This window comes from Halobacteriovorax sp. BALOs_7, from assembly GCF_003612895.1.
GTDB lineage: Bacteria > Bdellovibrionota > Bacteriovoracia > Bacteriovoracales > Bacteriovoracaceae > Halobacteriovorax_A > Halobacteriovorax_A vibrionivorans.
Genome location: NZ_CP027772.1, coordinates 2366741 through 2383665 on the forward strand (window position 1 = coordinate 2366741; position 16925 = coordinate 2383665).

Annotated in this window: 16 protein-coding genes; 6 read left to right on the forward strand and 10 right to left on the reverse strand. The window is 35.7% G+C overall.

What is annotated here, in order from left to right:
* The first annotated feature begins 2 nt into the window (after nt 1-2).
* On the forward strand, nt 3-500 hold the full coding sequence (locus BALOs_RS11295; protein ID WP_120405241.1) for a DUF501 domain-containing protein: 498 nt from the start codon (nt 3-5) through the stop codon (nt 498-500).
* On the opposite strand, the gene BALOs_RS11300 is transcribed toward BALOs_RS11295, so the two are convergent.
* The 7 genes from BALOs_RS11300 to BALOs_RS11330 all read right to left on the reverse strand — a co-directional run bounded on the left by BALOs_RS11300 (nt 480) and on the right by BALOs_RS11330 (nt 9075).
* Nucleotides 480-905, reverse strand: coding sequence for a hypothetical protein (locus BALOs_RS11300; protein ID WP_120405242.1), 426 nt, complete (start codon nt 903-905; stop codon nt 480-482). The two genes, BALOs_RS11295 and BALOs_RS11300, sit on opposite strands and share 21 nt — an antisense overlap.
* 6 nt (nt 906-911) lie before the next feature.
* Nucleotides 912-1253, reverse strand: coding sequence for an FMN-binding protein (locus tag BALOs_RS11305; protein WP_162929666.1), 342 nt, complete (start codon nt 1251-1253; stop codon nt 912-914).
* A gap of 155 nt (nt 1254-1408) precedes the next feature.
* Complete coding sequence (locus tag BALOs_RS11310) at nt 1409-2530, reverse strand: hypothetical protein (protein WP_114705324.1); 1122 nt, start codon at nt 2528-2530, stop codon at nt 1409-1411.
* Nucleotides 2531-2611: 81 nt separating this feature from the next.
* Nucleotides 2612-3529 carry a DUF368 domain-containing protein gene (locus tag BALOs_RS11315; RefSeq protein ID WP_114705325.1) on the reverse strand — a complete coding sequence of 306 codons (918 nt, stop codon included), beginning with the start codon at nt 3527-3529 and terminating at the stop codon, nt 2612-2614.
* Nucleotides 3530-3533: 4 nt separating this feature from the next.
* On the reverse strand, nt 3534-6065 hold the full coding sequence (topA, locus tag BALOs_RS11320) for a type I DNA topoisomerase (RefSeq protein ID WP_162929667.1): 2532 nt from the start codon (nt 6063-6065) through the stop codon (nt 3534-3536).
* A gap of 83 nt (nt 6066-6148) precedes the next feature.
* On the reverse strand, nt 6149-8344 hold the full coding sequence (locus BALOs_RS11325) for a LysM peptidoglycan-binding domain-containing protein (protein WP_114705327.1): 2196 nt from the start codon (nt 8342-8344) through the stop codon (nt 6149-6151).
* Between the two features lie 8 nt (nt 8345-8352).
* Nucleotides 8353-9075, reverse strand: a complete 723-nt coding sequence (locus tag BALOs_RS11330) for a tetratricopeptide repeat protein (protein WP_158536727.1) — start codon at nt 9073-9075, stop codon at nt 8353-8355.
* 130 nt (nt 9076-9205) lie between these two features.
* On the opposite strand from BALOs_RS11330, the gene BALOs_RS11335 reads away from it, so the two are divergent.
* From BALOs_RS11335 to BALOs_RS11350, 4 genes are all read left to right on the forward strand, one after another.
* On the forward strand, nt 9206-9433 hold the full coding sequence (locus BALOs_RS11335) for a DUF4911 domain-containing protein (protein ID WP_120405245.1): 228 nt from the start codon (nt 9206-9208) through the stop codon (nt 9431-9433).
* Nucleotides 9434-9527: 94 nt separating this feature from the next.
* Complete coding sequence (locus tag BALOs_RS11340) at nt 9528-10904, forward strand: hypothetical protein (protein WP_114705330.1); 1377 nt, start codon at nt 9528-9530, stop codon at nt 10902-10904.
* Nucleotides 10905-10920: 16 nt separating this feature from the next.
* On the forward strand, nt 10921-11976 hold the full coding sequence (locus tag BALOs_RS11345) for a thrombospondin type 3 repeat-containing protein (protein WP_120405246.1): 1056 nt from the start codon (nt 10921-10923) through the stop codon (nt 11974-11976).
* A 132-nt stretch (nt 11977-12108) separates the two neighbouring features.
* Nucleotides 12109-13119, forward strand: coding sequence for a phosphatase PAP2 family protein (locus BALOs_RS11350; RefSeq protein ID WP_120405247.1), 1011 nt, complete (start codon nt 12109-12111; stop codon nt 13117-13119).
* Nucleotides 13120-13154: 35 nt separating this feature from the next.
* Here the strand turns inward: BALOs_RS11350 and BALOs_RS11355 are convergent, their stop codons facing one another.
* Genes BALOs_RS11355 through BALOs_RS11365 form a run of 3 tightly spaced genes read right to left on the reverse strand, consistent with a single transcriptional unit; the run spans nt 13155 to nt 15514 of the window.
* Entirely contained in the window at nt 13155-14285 is a 1131-nt protein-coding gene (locus BALOs_RS11355) for an endonuclease/exonuclease/phosphatase family protein (RefSeq protein WP_120405248.1), read from the reverse strand.
* 14 nt (nt 14286-14299) lie between these two features.
* Entirely contained in the window at nt 14300-14773 is a 474-nt protein-coding gene (gene bcp / locus BALOs_RS11360) for a thioredoxin-dependent thiol peroxidase (RefSeq protein WP_114705334.1), read from the reverse strand.
* Between the two features lie 21 nt (nt 14774-14794).
* Nucleotides 14795-15514: a hydroxyacylglutathione hydrolase C-terminal domain-containing protein gene (locus tag BALOs_RS11365; RefSeq protein ID WP_120405249.1), complete on the reverse strand. Its 720-nt coding sequence runs from the start codon at nt 15512-15514 to the stop codon at nt 14795-14797.
* A 71-nt stretch (nt 15515-15585) separates the two neighbouring features.
* On the opposite strand from BALOs_RS11365, the gene BALOs_RS11370 reads away from it, so the two are divergent.
* Nucleotides 15586-16839 (forward strand): M48 family metallopeptidase, encoded by a 1254-nt coding sequence (locus BALOs_RS11370; RefSeq protein WP_120405250.1) that lies wholly within the window; start codon nt 15586-15588, stop codon nt 16837-16839.
* Nucleotides 16840-16925 lie beyond the last annotated feature (86 nt).

Below are 16925 nucleotides of genomic sequence, written 5' to 3' on the forward strand. Positions count from 1 at the left end.
TTATGAAACTTGAAGCGACTAAAGAAGACATCGAAAAAATTGAAAGCTTTTTAAAACGACAAGCCCGTGGAGTGCTTGAAATATCAGCTCGAACCAAAGAAGGTGCACCAGCATCTCTAAAAGTTTCCCCTGTCGTAGACAAAGTCCCATTTCCAACAATCTATTGGCTTGTTGACCCTATTGTTTACAAGAAGATAAGTCATCTAGAGGGACAAGGATTTACAAAAGAGCTACAAAATAAAATCAATAATTGTGAAGAGCTACAAGAGAAAGTGAAGTCTATTCATGAGTTTTATCGAGATGAAAGAATTGAATTATTCAAAGAATTAAATCTTGAACTACCAGAAAATATGATGCCAATGATTACTGAAAATGGGATCGGTGGACTTAGAGACTTTCATCATTTGAGATGCCTCCATATGTTCTATGCATATCACTTAGTAAGGCCACATATTATTGGCGATATGATTGATGAAAAGCTACGCTCTTTTGCGATTTGAAGAAATGTGATGATAAGAGAAGACCACACTCCAAATAAGAGAAACAGCGATATGTAGATAAGCTGAATACTCTCTAAAGACTTGTCCATCAACAACCTGAATTAAATATCCAGTTAAGCTCATCAAAACAAGAAGAACCAAAAGAAAAATTCCAGAAATTCGAGACTTCTTATATCCACTTTCAATACGCTTCCAAACATGATTAGAGAAAATCATTCCAACGGCAAAGATAAGAAAAGGAACTGTTAAAACATGAACTTTTTGGAAAATAATTGTAAGAGGGTGAGTTTCGGGTCCCCATTCCCCTTCTATTGCTAAAAAATACTTTGCAATGAAGTAGATAATACTTGTTATGAGAACAAGATAATTGATTGTGAATATTGTATTTCTTTCTGCTCTGGTCATGATTACTTACTTAAGTATATCACCTTGTAAGTATAGTGATAACCACACTAGAAATTTTGTACTCTTAGACGAGAGAGTTGCTCCCGATACAATATCAATACTGTCCGGAAGAGTTGACTTAAATTTCTTAAGCCAGCTGTCTTTTACTCGATACTCTGAAGGCTCTTCAAATTTAACAACCTTTAAACTCTCTAGCTTCTTATCTTCAATATGAATATGAACAAGCTGTCTCTTTGTTCTCACAATATCTGAGAATATGAAATCAAAGGAACTCTTCTGATTGCATACTCTTTGATAAAATGAATAGAATTTCCTCACATCTCTAGTGGGAAACTTTGACTTAATCATCTTATATTCTTTCTCAGTTAAGAACTTCGATTTTTCAACAAAATGACATTTGGGAAATTTACGTGCAAGGGTGTCTTTTAGGCCGGCCTCGGCGCTATAGGAAAAAAATAAAGTGAGGAGAAGAACTCTCCCCACTTCAAAAAATATAGAATTATTTAGTATTCCCATCCAATTCCAAAATTGAAAGCCTCAGACTCACCAACATTTGAAGCATTCTCATACTTTGTGTAGTCAGCTTTGAATGATACTTTATCAAGTGGCTTATACATAACACCTGCTGTTAGGTTTGTTCTATCATTGGCCTTATCAGCAACACCTACAGTAGCGTCAACATCATCTTGAGTATTATAACTCTCATATCTTACATATGGCATAATTGTATAAGTTTTACTATGTGTAATATTGTATCCAAGATCTACATAATAACCTTGCATTACGTCAGCAACAACATTTCCTGACTTAGCAGAGAATTCTTTACCATCAAGTGTTGAATAAACATATAATGCTTTCACCATTAGGCCTTTGTAGTTATAAGCTAAGTGAACATCATAAATATTGTGTTCACCTTGAGCGTCACCATTAGTTGTCCCTACATATACAGAAGTACCTAGATCAAGACCAAAATCAAATCCATAATCTAGTCTTAAAATATGTGACCAGTGACCAGCAACTGCCTTAGCACCTTTTTGACGTCCATCACGAACACCATCAGCATCAAAACCTGAAGCATCAGCGTTACTCCACCCTTCTAAAGAGTTCATAATATAGTATTTATAGTCTAAGTTCTTCCAAGTACCATAAACACCAAAACCATTTTCACGCATTGTTGTTGGGATAATATTTTTTTCAATCTCTGGACGATTAACACCAATAAAACGAGTTGGCTCGTGCTCTAAGTTAACAAGACCAAGTGGTGATAGAAGTAGACCGGCCTTGAAGTTTAATAGTTCAGAATGTGCATAACGAATCTCTGCGAATTCAGTATAGATTTCATCAGCGTGCTCAATTTCAATCTCAGTCATGAATGACCACTTGTCGCTAAACTTATACCCTACGTATAGAACATTTCTTAGAGTGTCCCATTGAGCATTTGAGTCTGAGTTATCTTTGAAAACGATTTCCCCATAACCACCAAGGCTTACTCTTGATGAAAGACCTTGAGACTGAATGTCTTGTACTTCTTTCGTTAAAATATTAATTTTTCTTTCTAGCTCTTGAGTTGTTGCTGCATTTGCAAACGACGCACCAAGCAAAAGAGTTACTAAAAACTTCTTCATTGTTTCTCCTGTGTTTGATTTACCAAACAGATATTAAGGATAGTTAACAAAAAGTCAAGACACTCAACAAGACAATAATATTTATGGCTTAGAAGCTCCGCGCTCTAAAAAGAGAACAAAGAAGAAACCAAAAAGAATGAGACCAATTGCAATGAAGTCCTCTACACCAAGAGTTGTTGGAAAGAAGGCACGTTCGGCCAAAATCTTAGTTTTTCCACGAATGACAACTGATTGAGTAACTTCTCGCCAAGGCCATACTTTAGATAGAGTTCCAAAAAGTATTCCTACTAAAAATGCCATGGTACGTTCACGAAAGTTATTCATAAAGTAATTTAGGACTTTAGAGAAGCTTAGAAGCCCCGTTAAACAGCCAATGGCAAAAACACCAATAATAACAAAAGCTCCATCAGCAAAAGGATTCTTCAAAGCACCAGTAACGTATTCATACTTACCTAAGATGAGCAGAATAAAAGAGCCAGAGATACCAGGAAGGATCATGGCCGTAATTCCAATAAGTCCGCAAAGAAAGATAAACCAATGATCTGTAGGAGTTGTGACAGGAACAAGCTGAGTAATAAAGAAGCCAAGCATGCCTCCCAATAAAACCATTAAGAGATTCATTGGATTCTTTCGATCTTTTAGATCTCTAGCAATAACAATTATCGAAGATGAAATAAGACCTAGAAATAAGCCCCAAGTTGGAACTGGATGGTGATTAATAAGATAGTGCATTAGTCTCGCAAGCGAGAACATGGCTCCAAGAATACCAACTGCAAGTGGAATCAAGAACCTTAGATCAATTCTTTGGGAAACACTTTTAAAATTTAGAGTAAGAGCATCTTTAATAAGGTCTTTATTTATCGCTGCTATTGTTGAAAGCAACTTATCATAGATTCCCGTAATAAATGCAATTGTTCCCCCAGAAACACCTGGGATTAAGTCGGCAATGCCCATAAGAAAGCCCTTGCAAAAAACAAGGGCCATATCTTTATTTATCATTTTGTTACTCGTTGTTAGATTCTTCGTCTTCTTTAGCAAATGGAGTCGTATCCCAATCTACTGAGTGCTTACATTCAGGACATTGAAGTTGTTTCCCCCAACGCTTTGTTTCCTTCACACCCATGACACCAAATCCACATGCTGGACAGTCATAAACTTTTGGCTCATTCCATAATGCAGTTTCACAGTCTGGATAATTCGTACAACCATAGAAGATTTTCCCATAACGAGACTTCTTCTCTGCAAATTTTCCAACCTTACACTTTGGACAAGTTACATCAATAGTATATGGAAGTGTTGTTTCACATTTTGGATATTCTTCACATCTAACAAAACGGCCGTACTTACCTTTTTTAACTTCAAGGCGCTTTCCACACTCAGGGCATGGATCACGGAACCAATCTTTTGGAAGAATTTCAATAGTTCCATCAAGGTGCTTTTTAAAGTCAAAAGTTGAAGTACAATCTGGGTAGTTTCGACAAGCTAAGAACTGACCATTACGTCCCCATTTAATAAGATACTCACCATCTTCACATTTCTTGCAGTGAATTCCAGTTGGGATCTCTTGCTTTTTAAGGTTCTTCATTTCTTCTTTGGCTTTTTCAAGAGTCTTTTCAAACCCTTGCCAGAATTCTTTTAGAACCTTCTTCCACTTAATCTCACCTTCTTCAATCTTATCCAGAAGCTTTTCAACGTTTGCCGTGAAAGCAACGTCCATAACATCTGGGAAGGATTCAATAAGCATTTTACATACAACTGTTCCAAGCTCTGTTGACATGAAACGGTTTTCCACCTTTTCCACGTAACCACGATCTTGAATATTTGAAATAATCGAAGCATAAGTCGATGGACGACCAATACCTTTTTCTTCTAGTGTCTTAACAAGTGAGGCTTCATTATATCTTGGAGGTGGAGAAGTCCAATGTTCAACTTCATTAGGTCCATTCTTGGCCTTCATCTTCTCACCAACATCAATTAATGGAAGTTCACCTGTTGCTTTTGCTGTATCATCTTCATCGTCATTTCCACCGCGACGTGATGCCTTCTCAGCCGCTGCTTCCATATAAACAGTTCTAAAACCAGCAAATTTAATAATTGAACCATTGGCCTTAAAGAAGTGACCTTCACATTCATAAGTTACAGCGGTCTGATCGATGATGGCCTGACTCATTTGAGATGAAATAAATTTATTCCAAATAAGCTCATAAAGCTTCTGCTCATCTGGCTCAAGATCTCCTCTAAGTTGATTAGGAGTATATTCTAAAGAAGTAGGTCTTATGGCCTCGTGGGCATCTTGAACCTTGCTACTTCCCTTTTTCTTATATTCAATAGGCTCTGGTGATAAATACTTTTCACCGTATTGATCCTTAACATATTCACGTAAGGCGTTTAATGATTCAGGCTCAGTTCTAACAGAGTCCGTTCTCATATATGTAATAAGACCGACAGTTCCAAAGTCCGTTGTTGCAATCCCTTCATAAAGTCTTTGCGCAACCATCATTGTTCTCTTGGCCGTAAAACCTAATTTATTGGCCGCTTCCTGTTGAAGCTTAGAAGTTGTAAACGGTGGAGTTGGATTCTGTTTTCTTTCACGTTTTTTAACGTCAATTACTTCAAATTCCTTACCTTTTACATCTGATACAATCTTCTTTGTGAATTCTTCATCAGTAAGTTCAGTCTTTTTCTTTGCATTTTCACCGTAGTATTTAATTTCAAAAAGCTTACCATCTTTTTCCATATCACCGTGGATTGAAAACCACTGCTCAGGAATAAAGGCTTTAATTTCATCTTCTCTTTCGACAATAATTCTTAGAGCAACAGATTGAACTCGACCAGCTGAAATCCCTCGCTGAACCTTGTCCCAAAGAATCGGAGAAATTTTATATCCCACTAGACGATCAAGAACACGACGAGTTTTTTGAGCATCGTACATATTGACGTTTAGCTCTGTCGGGTTTTCTACCGCTTCAGTTACCGCTTTCTTAGTTACGGCATTGAAGATAACTCTTCTTATCTTTTTTCGCTTTCCAATTTCTTCTGAAAGGTGGAATGCAATGGCCTCTCCCTCACGGTCCAAGTCGGGTGCGAGAAAGATTTCATTAGCGTATTTGGCAAGTTCTTGGATTCTTTCAATCTTTGCTTGTTTCCCACTAATTGGAACAAGATCAATTTGAAAGTTATCCTTGATATCAACACCTAGTTTTGACTTAGGAAGGTCTTTGATATGTCCATTTGACGCAACGACTTGAAACCCTCGTCCTAGATATTTTTTGATTGTTTTAGCTTTAGATGGTGACTCCACTATAACCAGTTTATAGTCTTTGTCCTTTAAAGATGATCCAGAAGTTTTCTTTTTCGCTTTCTTAGCAGTTTTTTTGGCCGTTTTCTTCTTTGCAGTTTTTTTGGCCGTCTTCTTCTTTGCAGTCTTTTTCTTAGCTGTTTTCTTTTTGCTTGTTGCTTTTTTTGCTGCTTTTTTCGAGGCCTTCTTAGAGGCAGCTTTTGTTGCAGCTTCACTCACAACGTCTGTTTGTGACATGTTCACTTACTCCTAGTAATAAAAACAAGGCGCGTTATTAAAACGCGCCTCAAATATCTTAACATATTTTTTGCTAGCATAGATTAATTTGAATCACTATTCAATAGTTCTTCAATTTCTTCGATGTCGTATGGAGTCAATCCATAAGGATTTTCCTTACTGTTCAGATCTTCATCCATATACTTGCGTCCCTCTTTAGCTTCGATCTCATTCATTGATTCGAGTGCATTAGGATCTTTTGTCTTAACACCTTTTTCAATTAAGTTAAGATCTTGACGCTCTAGGTAAGTATCTTCATCAATCTTTTGTTCATTCAATTTAGTCTCTGCATCAATTAATTCTTGTTCAAGCTTTTCTAATTCCTTTAGATCACGGGCCTGTTCTTTAATAATTGATTTCTCTCTTTCTTGGCGCTCTAGTTCTTCAAGCTCATCTTCTTCAATACGAATTTCATCAACTTGTTTTAATAAGTCTTCACCAAGATTATCTAAATTTAATTCAACATCAAGCTCCTCAAGAGCAAGGTTCTCTTTTTCACCTAAGGCCTTTTCACGTGAACTAGTTCTAAGCTGATCTGCCATTTTTGCAGTTGCTTCAGATTTAGTCAGGGCAATATTACCAAGTCCCATTTCATCATTTGAATATGAAATGACTGCAGTTGCAAAATTATCCGTTACAGTAATAATTGTTGCCTCACCTTTTACATAAGTTGGTTGAGAACTAATTTTCTTTCCTGTTCCCTGATCTCTAAAAGAATATATCTCAAAGATATTTCCTAGCTCCACACCATCAACACGACCACGATCAAGATAAATGACATCTCCTAGAGCTAAGCCTCTTTCTTGAACCTTAAATGCTCCAATAATTGCTGCTTCAATACGTCGTGAATTATATGTTTGAAAGATTTTTGCAATTTTTGGCGTATAAACAGTGATTCGTGCTCCACGTTCAATAACATCCACAATTTGGAAAGTATCAACTTCCCACTTATTATCTTCAAGTTCTCTTGTAGCCTTCACTTGTCCAACAATAGAATAACGAAGCCCTTCTCGATCAGAAATTTCATGAGAAACTTTCCCTTGTGGTTGATAAATCGAAAATTGATCTCCAGGTCTTACTTGGACTGACTTATCAAATTGTACATAAGCTTTACCATTATTATGAATTAAGACAGCTTCATCTTTCTTATCTGATATATAACCGAGATCTTGAATATGATTTGTTGAAAGAAATGTATTTAAGTAAAATCCTTGAGAGACATTAATTTCTTGCCTTTCAATAGATGAGATTCCATTCTCATCATATTCCTCAGTTGGCTCTTCTATAAGAACTTTTGTAACAGGAGGAGCATACTTCTTATAATCAGTATTAAGCTCAATCTCAGTCATCGAAAGAACATCTTGATACGTCGATTCAGTTAATGACTGAAAGAATGCACCTTTATCGATTAATTTTCTTCTCTCAACTAACCAATCAGACTTTATATCCTCACCATAATTTGAAAAGGCGCCAGAGCTTGCAACCTTTACACCTGCAACCTTAGTATCCTCAGGTGTTTGAGAATCAAAACTACCAAAAGAAACTTTTGGAAATGATTCTTCACTACCTGTTGAGAAAACAAGGATTTGTCCTGGTTCAATCTCATGAGGGTTTGTAATCTGTGGGTTCATTGACCAAATTTTAGAATAATAGAATCCTGATCCAAAAAGGTTCTTTGAAATTTTCCAAAGCCAATCACCTTCTTGGACAACATACTTATCTACTTTTGCAGCCGTCGCTAACTCATTCCACTCATCTGCTGGAATTTTCTTCTCAACAAATTTAGCTAGCTCAAGAAGTTCTTTTTCTTCTTTACCAACATTAAATAAATTCTTATCTAGAGAGACCTTTTTATCAGAGGTATTTATCTTATTGGCTTTACTAGGCTCTACAACCTCAACATCTGACTTTACATCTTCGGCCAAAATATCAATTTCATCAATTGAATCAGCACCTGATGCATTATTCTCATTAATTTTCTTTTTGTTTTCTTCTGTTAAGACTTCCTCACCAGGAAGATTAACTTTTTGATTATTTTTTAAAGACTTTAATTCATCTTCTAAAACTTCATCTGAAACATCTGTTTGTTGAGGTTGATCGGCCTCTTCTTCAAGTAGCATTAGGAGATCTTTGTCATCTAATAGTTCGAGATCTTGAAGATCGTCTTGCGCATATGAAAGATTCACTTTCAATATGATAGCTACGATACAAAATAGAAATTTTAGATTTCTCTTTTTCAAATCTACCCTTATGCTTCGCCAAAGAAGTCATGAAGAATTGAATGATATTTTTCATTCTTCTTTTTTAACTTTAATTTATCAGTACATGCAATTAAGCGCCCTAAACTTTTAATAACGAGACCAGAAAAAGCATGTTGCCTTAAAATCTCTTCATATAACTGCATTGCTAAATCGAATTCATTTTGAGAAAAAAGCATCTCTGCTAAATAAAATTTTGCTCTTACTTTTATTTGGCCATGTTTTGAACTTTCTAAATCCTTTAGGATAGTAAGTGCTTGATCTAATCGATTCTGGGCCAAAAGACCTTCGGCTTGCTTTAATAAATTTAATTCTTTTTGTAATTGAAGATCATCATTTTGTTGGTTTTGCTTCTTTGCTGCAACTTCATTTGCAAAAACATCAACCGTTTCTGCTAACTCGTTTCGACGTGCTTTTTCAAGATCATCAATCATCTCAAGTTGCACCTCTTCTTGCGAAGCTGATGGTTTAGAACTCGATTTGTATTGCTCGGCCAAACTTGGAGCTTTAGTTTCTTTTAATAGCTTGTCATACTTTTCAAGAAGTTGATCATACTGAGCCTTTGGCACCATCTGACTCTTTGCTTGTTGAGTATCAGCTGTCCCCTCTTCCTCAAACAATGTTTTTCTCTTTCCCATCCATGAACAAGATGTAGTTGAAAGAGATAAAATAAAAATAGAAACTAGTGGCAATCTCATCCTGAAATCTTTCACTATGTGTCCTCCATGACTTGATAAAAGAGTGGCCTTTAATAATATTTTAGGTTACAAAGCGTTTAAGTCAATGAAATTTCGTGGATAGGCAAAGTCTTCCAACGATAAAAACAAAGTAGTCGAGTATTTTATGAGTGAAATATTTAAAACAATAGTACGAGTTCCAAAGAAAGAATCAGCCTATTTTTATTTTCAACTAGAGGCCAACGAAGGACTATGTTTTTACTCAACTATTGAAGGCGATAAACACGAAGGTCACCGTGATATTATTGTTCAAGCACACCCTAGCCTTAAAGAAGAAGTTGTCCAACTACTTAATAAACTTGGAGAAGAAATCGAGCTCGAGTTTATTGACTAAAATCTGAACAGCTTTAACAAATTTTCAAGTATTCTAATAAAATTTAATGAAAGTGATATAACTCGCAAAGCTTTATAAATATAAAGGAGAGATTATGTCCCCATCCCCTAAACTAAAGAAGGCCATTAGTACTTCTTTATGTATTCTGGCCTGCCTACAGATGGCATCATGTAAGGTTGTTACAAACAAAGGTATAAACAATCATTTTGAAGATTTTAAAGCAACACTTCAAGTTGCACCTAAATCATCACTAAATGATGGAAAATTAGTCATGGCAAATGATCTTCAGTTTAAAGCTGAAAGAATTGCTCATCTTATCAATAAAGCTCCAAAACTTGAAACATGGACAGATTCGAAACGCACTTTTGGCGCAAATGATCGCACTCGTCGAGTAAGAACCGTTGAAAAATACGAAGAAAGCAAGGCCAAGATCAAAAAGTGGATGTCTGATGTTAAGAAGCTTACGATGGATATTCATGCTATTACCTATGAAGCAGGAAAGAATTCATACAAAAAAAATCAATTTAACAGACTTGAGAATTCTCCTGAGCAGATTGCACAAAATGAAGTCCTTGCTCTTTATTCTCTAACATACCTAAGAAACCTAAGTGAAGGCTATGCTAAGCGATCTATTAACTATATCGAAAAACTTTCAAGTAAAAATATGAAGCGATTTAGTGAAAATGATGAAGAATTCAAGCTAGAAGTTCTTCAGCAACATATGGCCTATATCGGTATGATGAAAATTATTGATAAAGATGCTGAGAAAACACTAAAGAAACTTAAGGCCATGAGAGATCATAATATTCTTCCAGAGGCAATTAGTGAAAATATTAATAATCTCTTAAATTCTGGAAAACAAGAAAACTCTGAAAAGATACAGAAATTCAATGAGTATAAAAAAGAAGCCTTAACAAAAGAGCAGCAAGAAGAGTTTGATAAGGCCCTAGCTTCTTTTGATTCAACATTTGGTAAGAAGTCATTACTCTTTGATCCGGCAAATCCAGATCACCCACTAATGCACTTATTTGTTATTGCTTCAAATCTGTCATGGGGTCTGATCAATACGATGATTGGTGGAGCATTTGTTGCAACGAAAGTTCTACTTGTTCCAGTTAGCCGTGGTGTAAACCTTTTCCTAAGTTTCTTAGAAACAGTAACACCATATCGCTACATGAGAATGATTAACTTCGATCTTCCACGCTTAGCAATTTCAGCCTCTAAAATGCAAATCTATGCTGATGTTTGTGGGCTTGGATATATACCAAGTAAGATGTCTGCTGGTCTTTTTGAGTTAGACTTCTGTACTGGTCATAGGTTCGCTTCAGGACATGAAGCAGGTCATGCGAAACAATCAGCTTTACTTGGACCTTTTTACTTCCCTGCTGCAATCCTATCATATGCACTTGTTGGTGGTCATGGTGGATTTATTGAAGCTTGGGCAGATATTTGGGCAGCTCACTATCACTAGGATATAAAGGGCATAAATGAAGATTAAAAAATCACTAAATTATAAGAAGACTCCATTAAGGTATATAAACTATGCCTTAATGAGTTTTTTTATATTTATTGCATCCTCTAATTATTCAATTGCACTTGATTCTTTTGATAGAATCTCTAAAGAAGTTTATAAAAATATTAACTTAAGACTAAAATATAAAATAGACTCAAAAATACTTGAGATGGAAGTAATAAGAAATAACGACTTCTTCCTTTTCCTTGATCAAGACTTAGATGGTACTCCAGATAGTATTGACAATGATATTGATGGAGACGGTGTCGATAATATTGCTGATGAGTTTCCAACATTATCAACTGAACAAGGTGAAGACCAAGATAAAGATGGAATTGCAGACTTCATAGACTTTAACTACAGTTTAAATATTGACGAGCAAGAAAGAGGTTATGCAGCAATTATTCAACGAGATGTATTTGTTACTTATAATATATTGATCATTCCCGCTGCCAAGACAAACCTGAAAGAATTGACGGCCATAAAAGAGTTGCTTCAACTAGAGCTAACTCCGACTACTGATAATCTGAAATTCATTGTGCTTGAAACACAAAGTAAAGATCAATTTATGACCCGTGGCCTTTATGAAAAAGAATGGAAACAATTGATTCTCTACAAGAACCATTTAAAAGATTTTAATGAATTTAGTCTAACTCTTACACATGAGTACTTCCACTTTATCGCTCAAGAAATGCCTGAGCTCTACAATCACTTTGTAAATGAGGTCGGATGGAATAATAAAGATGGCGAACTAACTTATCAGCATAATTGTGATCAACAAGAAACTTCATATAATCTAGTTGAAGCAACTCTTATTAATACAGATAAAAATCCATTGATGAAGTACGATAACTTTCCTTCTGACTACTCCACAGTCTCTCCTACTGAAATGTTTGCCGAAGTTGGTACAGCTGTTCTACTAGAAAGAAAAAGACATGAGAGAAGCTTTCAGAAGAGATTTTATAAATTTGACCGCTTCAAGTCTGCGCAAGCTTATTATGAAATGGCACGTCTTTTAAACATCCCATAACCTACTGAAATCACGGATTAAATAAAATCGTCTAAAAATTAACTATAGGTAGAAATACTACATACTAAACAGTTTAATACTTAGTTTAGGTCTATACTCATTTTATATTAAGCCTATTACTGGAGAGAGAGAATGAGTATTAAGTCGATACTAAAGGCCATCACCTGCCTTTCAATTTTAATGAATTCCTATGCAACATGTACTGTTGAAGAGTTTCTTAGAGATGGAATCTGTCCAGGAATGGGTAAAGATAGTGTCATTCAACCACGATATGAAGAAGATGGAGTTATAAACCGATATGGTGAGTTTACTTTCCGTCCCGAATATCAAACGTTACCGGTAGGTCTCACAAATTCAGAATTATTAACAATTGGTGCTGCTGCAAGTACAGCTATCTTACTTTTTAATAATGATGAAGAACTAATCCAATTTGCTCAAGACAATCGCACAGAAATCACTGAAGAGATTGCCTTTTGGGGAGAAAAAGCTGGAAGTATGCCAATTGGTATCTCTGCTGCTGGATATGTATTAGGTGTAGTAATTGATAATGATGAAGTAACTCGAGTTGCAAAAGTAGCACTTAAGGCAACTGCAATATCTGGCCTAATTACCAGAGCAGGGAAAATGACTTTTAGTCGTAAACGCCCTAATAAAACTGATGACCATACAGATTTCACAGGATTTAATTGGGATAATGATAATGTTTCATTTCCTTCAGGTCACACGACAACGGCCTTTGCCTTTGCAACTGTAATTGCTGAACACTACAAAGATAAATCAACGATTATTCCTGTACTAGCCTACACTGCGGCAGCTGTTGGGGGTTGGTCGAGAGTTCACGACAAGGCTCACTGGGCAAGTGATGTTGCCATTGGAGCCCTAGTAGGACATTTAACAGGTAAGTTATTTTACGCTGAAGAATTTGAAATAAATAGAAACGAAAAGTGGGATATGTCGATTCATCCAATTGTTACTCCAAATTATGCTGGGTTTCAATTTGAGTTTCGTGGAAAAAGAAAAGAAGATAATTCTGCTCGTAACTTCATGAAAAAATGTAGAGATCACTATGAAGATCAATACACTAAAAACGGTGTAACAAGAGAATGTACATATCAATATTTCTTAAGTGTTTATGGTAAATAAAATAAGAAAGGGCCGATCATGGCCCTTTTTTTATTCTAATATTTTAATTCAAATACAATTGGGAAGTGATCTGAGAACCCTGCTTTTTGTTTTTTCTTAGCAAGGTGATCATAACGGTTTGGAGGCGTTTCAATTTTCTTTTGTTCATAAAGCTTAAATCCACGATCTCTCATTTCTTCAATATCTTCCTCTACTACAGTTGCAGGTTGAGGCTCTCTGATAAAGTCAGGTGCATAAATCTGATAAGATCCTAGAACTAAACTAATAGGGGCCTTCTCATCTAACATCGTTTTTGGAACGAAGACTCTATCAAGGTGATTCCACTGCCCACCTCTTTTGTAAAAATATGTCCCCGGAGGAAGCTTTTTCTTACTACTAAGTGATTTATCAGCTCTGAAAGTCTTTTCGACATCAACGATTGTCTTATCTTTTAAAAGAACATCCCTCATTGGGTGCTTATTATCAGCAGCTTTTAACTCTGGAATTGTATTGAAGTCACCCACAGCAACAACAGAAGCCTTAGTATTCTTCTTTAGGATTTCATCAATACGAGTCTTCAATGTCTTAGCAGCTACAACTCTAGCGTGATCAGGATTACCTAAACTTGGCCAGTGATTAGCAAAGATATAAAGATCCTTTCCCTTTAGTTTAAATTGAGTTTCAAAAATATTTCTAGAAGGTCTCTTCTTAAAATATTCATCTTTTAAAACATGCTCTTTACTTCCAACATATTTTAAATCCGATGATTCATTAAAAAGAACAGCAAGATCAACTCCACGGTAATCAGGAGAATTCGATGTGTAGTACCTCTTATATCCTAAGACCTTTGCAAGTTGGCCAATAACATTTGCATTTTCAATTTCCGAAAGAACAAGAATTCCTGGAAGTTTCTTTCTCTCTTTTAAGATAACATCTTTAATTTGAGAGAGTTTCATATCAACTTTTTCCTGAGTCCAGTCAGCATCAAAACATTCATTACGGCGATATTTTGATTTAACTTTTGCACAGGCTTCTTTCTTCCCTTTTGTATTCTTTGGAAGATAGGCCCAGTCGTTCTTGCCTTCATCTTTTTGAGCATCAAAAAGATTCTCAACGTTATAAGACATAATCTCTATTGTTGAAGCGAAGCTTGAGCTTACAAGTAAGAATAAAATTAAAATTTTCATACAATTCCCAGGGTCTATAGATTTTCTTTAATCCAATCAAGGACATCGTCATGATGTGACTTTGTTTTAACTTTATCCATTACATATTTCAGACGACCGTCTTTGCCAATGATAAAAGTTGTTCTCATCACACCCATGTATTCTTTACCCATAAATTTCTTAAGGCCCCAAACACCATACTTATCCATAATCTTGTGATCAGGATCTGAAAGAAGGTCAAAATTAAGTTTTTGCTTTTCTATAAAGCGTACAAGCCTTTTAGGCTCATCTGGAGATACTCCTAAAACCACAGTATCAGCATTTGCAAATTTCTTCTTATAATCTCTAATTCCACAAGCCTGAGTCGTACAACCAGGAGTCATGGCCTTTGGGTAGAAGTAAAGAACAACATTTTTCTCACCCTTAAAGTCTTTTAAGCTTACTTTTTCTTCGTCTTGATTTTTAAGTGTAAATGCTGGCGCCATATTTCCAATTTTTGGAAAACTCATATCAACTCTCCTATTTAATTTTTACCATTTATCTCGTTTGTTTCTCAATTTCTTAATCTCTTCTACATCTTTCGTCATCAAAAACAAATTCACTTTCCGCTCAGTTGCAAAATTTGTTCGAAACTTAACACTTCCTTCTTTGTGAACTTGTTCAAGAAGCTCTTTTGCATCTTCATTTTCAGGTTCAATGCTAAGAGTGAAGCGTAAGTTATTTTCGATATAGTCATGACCAGGCCATAGAATCACTTGATCTTCAACCTTCTCATTCAAATCTAAGATTGTTTCTACAAATACATCGAGGTTTCCACCATTTTTACAATTTCCAATTCCGGCATTGAAAACAGTATCCATTGTGATTATTTCAACCTGCTTACCCGATTCATAAAATAGAAAACATAGATGATCCATCGTATGGCCAGGAGTTTCGATAACTTCCATCTCTCCAAGTGCAGTGGATATCTTCTCACCGTCTTCTAGAATGCGATCTATTTTCTTGTAGCTATCTTTATGTCCCCAGATTTGAGCACCATGTTGTTGAACTAACTCATCAACACCAGCAACATGATCATGATGGCCATGGGACAAAAGAACGACAGCTAAAACGCGGTTGTTCTCAACCAACCACTCATTTATTAGCTTTGGATAAATTGGATCCACAACAGCAACTTCCCCATTGCCAAGCTCGACAATGTAATTGTAGTTTCGAAGCGGAGAATCCGTATAAATTTGATGAACATTCATAGGCAAATACCTTTTTTTTTGTCATGATATATAGGTCATAACAATTATAGAAGTTAAAAAAAAGGAAGCATATGGTCAATCTTTCGATGGCATCAAAAATATTCATTTCTGCAGTATGTCTAAAAGGACTTGTTGAAGCATATCTTGATAAAAGAAATATTAAGCATATTGGAAAAAACTTTAATCAGGTACCAGAAGAGTTTGCAGATAAGATCACTTTAGAAGATCACCAAAAAGCTGCCCGTTATTCAATGGAGAAGTTAAACAAAGGTCAATTATTTAATTTTCTTGGCTATATTATCCTTATCGGTTGGACATTACTTGGTGGATTAGATGCACTTAATAAGACGATTACGTCATTTGAATTATCACCCCTACTAACCGGAACGGTTTTTTTATTGGCCTTTAGTTTCATTAATTCGATCCTGTCACTGCCAGAATCTCTTTATACGACTTTTGTTATTGAAGAGAAGTATGGGTTTAATAAGACGACAATAAAGACATTCATCACAGATATGCTAAAAGGATCAATTCTTGGCCTCATTATTGGAACTCCACTTATCTATGGGATCCTATGGATTATGGAATCTCTTGGTGAGTATTGGTGGGCCTATGCTTGGGCATTCCTATCAATTTTTCAACTTCTACTAATGTGGATCTACCCAACCTTTATTGCTCCAATTTTTAATAAATTTACTGAACTAGAAGATGGTGAAATAAAAGATAGAATTCTTGCACTACTAAAAAGAGTCGACTTTGAAAGTAAGGGACTATTTGTTATGGATGCTTCACGTAGAAGTGGCCATGGAAATGCATATTTCACAGGCTTTGGTAAGAACAAGAGAATTGTCTTCTTTGATACTTTAATTAATAGCTTAAATGCTACTGAAGTTGAGGCCGTATTGGCCCACGAGCTAGGACACTTTAAGCGTAAGCACATACTGAAAATGATGATTAAAGCATTTGTCTTCAGCTTTATTGGCCTCTTTATACTAGGTCAACTTATGCAAACAACTTGGTTTTTTGAAATGCATGGAGTTCATTCAAGTGAAACTTACATGGCACTAACTCTATTTATACTTGTTAGTGGTGTTTACACTTTCTTTATTACTCCAATCTCTTCTTGGGCATCAAGAAAATATGAATTTGAAGCAGATGAGTTTGCTTCTCAGAATTCGAACCCTCAAGAGCTTATTAATGCTCTTGTAAAGATGTATAAGGACAATGCTAGTACATTAACACCAGATCCTCTCTACAGTGCTTTCTATCACTCTCACCCACCAGCACTAACTAGAGTTAAGTTCTTAGAAACTTTTATTAAATAAGTATTTTATAAAGGGGGTAAGTTTGACACCAATCAGGCTTACCTCACTTCAATTTAAATCTAGTTTCCTGTAAGATTCCCTCTGTT